The sequence below is a fragment of the Dietzia maris genome (genome assembly GCF_014144855.1).
Lineage (GTDB): Bacteria > Actinomycetota > Actinomycetes > Mycobacteriales > Mycobacteriaceae > Dietzia > Dietzia kunjamensis.
In genome coordinates this window covers 1-2,335 of sequence record NZ_JAALDN010000444.1, presented here as the reverse complement: position 1 = coordinate 2,335, position 2,335 = coordinate 1, and the positions used below count along the sequence as shown (strand labels likewise).

1 protein-coding gene and 2 pseudogenes are annotated in these 2,335 nt (G+C 70.7%); all 3 read left to right on the top strand.

Features of this window, described 5'->3' with window-relative positions:
* Positions 1-266: pseudogene (locus tag G6024_RS13960) on the top strand (helicase-associated domain-containing protein); the annotation flags it as partial.
* A 66-nt stretch (positions 267-332) separates the two neighbouring features.
* Complete coding sequence (locus G6024_RS13955) at positions 333-2,000, top strand: DNA repair helicase XPB (RefSeq protein ID WP_069390399.1); 1,668 nt, start codon at positions 333-335, stop codon at positions 1,998-2,000.
* Between the two features lie 53 nt (positions 2,001-2,053).
* A pseudogene (locus G6024_RS13950) lies at positions 2,054-2,335 on the top strand (DUF3239 domain-containing protein); the annotation flags it as partial.

Here is a 2,335-nt window from a genome sequence, read left to right as displayed (position 1 = left end):
CCGACCGGGTGCGCTCGGCGCGGGGTACTTCAGGGGGCGCGTACACCGGCGAGGCCGCCATCGCCCGCCTGCACGACGCGGCGAGCACGGGCACCGCCGTCACCGTCTCGGTCGTCGACGCCCAGGGCCGGTCCACCGCGCGACTGCTCGTGCCGGCCTCCGTCGGCGGGGGTCGGATCGAGGGGATCGAGCCCGATTCCGCCGAGCCCGTCACCCTGCCGCTGCACCGCGTGATCTCCGTCTCCGACGTCGACCCGACCCGCTGACCCGGATTCCTGGACAATGAAGGGTCGGACCCACGCGGGTCCGGTGAGACCCCGAGGAGGGCCGGAGTGAGTGGTGGACCGCTGATCGTCCAGTCGGACAAGACCGTGCTGCTGGAGATCGACCACGATCAGGCGAACGACGCGCGCCAGGCGCTGGCCCCGTTCGCCGAGCTGGAGCGCGCCCCCGAGCACGTCCACACCTACCGGATCACGCCGCTGGCGCTGTGGAACGCCCGGGCCGCCGGCCACGACGCCGAGCAGGTGGTCGACGTGCTGGTCAACTTCTCCCGCTTCCCCGTCCCGCAGCCGCTGCTGGTGGACATCGCCGAGACCATGGCCCGCTACGGCCGGCTCCAGTTGGTCAAGAGCCCGGTCCACGGACTGACCCTGGTCTCCCTGGACTCCGCAGTGCTCGCCGAGGTCAAACGCCACAAGAAGATCGCCCCGATGCTCGGCGCCGACATCGACACCGACACCGTCGTGGTGCACCCGTCCGAGCGCGGCCGCCTCAAGCAGGAGCTGCTCAAGGTGGGCTGGCCCGCCGACGATCTGGCCGGGTACGTCGACGGCGAGGCCCACGACATCGACCTGTCCACCGAGACCGAGCCCTGGGAGCTGCGCGACTACCAGCAGATGGCCGCCGACTCGTTCTGGGCGGGCGGCTCGGGTGTCGTCGTGCTGCCCTGCGGCGCGGGCAAGACGATGGTCGGGGCGGCCGCGATGGCCAAGGCCAAGGCCACCACGCTCATCCTGGTGACCAACACCGTCGCCGGTCGGCAGTGGAAGCGGGAGCTGTTGGCCCGCACCACGCTGACCGAGGACGAGATCGGCGAGTACTCCGGCGAGCGCAAGGAGATCCGCCCGGTCACCATCGCCACGTACCAGGTGGTCACCCGCAAGACCAAGGGCGTCCACCGGGCGTTGGAGCTGTTCGACTCCCGCGACTGGGGGTTGATGATCTACGACGAGGTGCACCTGCTGCCCGCGCCGGTGTTCCGGATGACCGCGGACCTGCAGTCCCGGCGCCGGCTCGGGCTCACCGCCACCCTGGTGCGCGAGGACGGCCGAGAGGGTGACGTCTTCTCCCTCATCGGACCCAAGCGGTACGACGCCCCGTGGAAGGACATCGAGGCGCAGGGCTGGATCGCCCCGGCCGACTGCGTCGAGGTACGGGTGACGCTCACGGAGAACGAACGGATGCTCTACGCCACCGCCGAGGCGGAGGACAAGTACAAGCTGTGCTCGACCGCACGGACCAAGATCCCTGTGGTCAAGAGCATCCTCGCCAAGCACGCCGGCGCCCCGACCCTGGTGATCGGTGCCTACCTCGACCAGCTCGAGGAGCTCGGCGACGAGCTCGACGCCCCGGTCATCCAGGGCTCCACCTCCAACAAAGAGCGTGAGAAGCTCTTCAACGCGTTCCGCGCCGGGGAGATCTCCACGCTCGTGGTGTCCAAGGTCGCCAACTTCTCGATCGACCTGCCCGAGGCCAGTGTGGCCGTGCAGGTGTCGGGGACGTTCGGCTCCCGGCAGGAGGAGGCGCAGCGGCTGGGCCGGCTGCTGCGGCCCAAGCACGACGGTGGCCAGGCACACTTCTACTCGGTGGTCTCGCGCGACACCCTCGACGCCGAGTACGCCGCGCACCGGCAGCGGTTCCTCGCCGAGCAGGGGTACGCCTACCGGATCATCGACGCCGACGACCTGCTGGGGCCGCCGATCCCCGAGGTCGGCTGACGCCGGCGGCCACCCGCGGGTCCGGTCCGGACGGTTCCTGGGATACTGGACCCATGGCCGTCGATCGCACCCCCCGCGCCCCGCACGAGCAGTACCGCCTCGCCGACATCCCCGTCGACGACGCCTGGGTCCGCAAGCACAACGAGAGCCTCGCCGAGGTGCGGCGGCTGCAGTGGTCCGCGGGCATCCTCGGTGTGCTCGTCCTGGGCGCGGCCGTGGGCCTGCTCATCTACTCCGGCTTCGAGGCCTGGGCCTGGATCGTCGCCGCGCTGGCCGGGGTCTTCGCTCTCGGATGCCTGGCGATGATCGGGTACATCCCGCGCAAGATGGGCTCG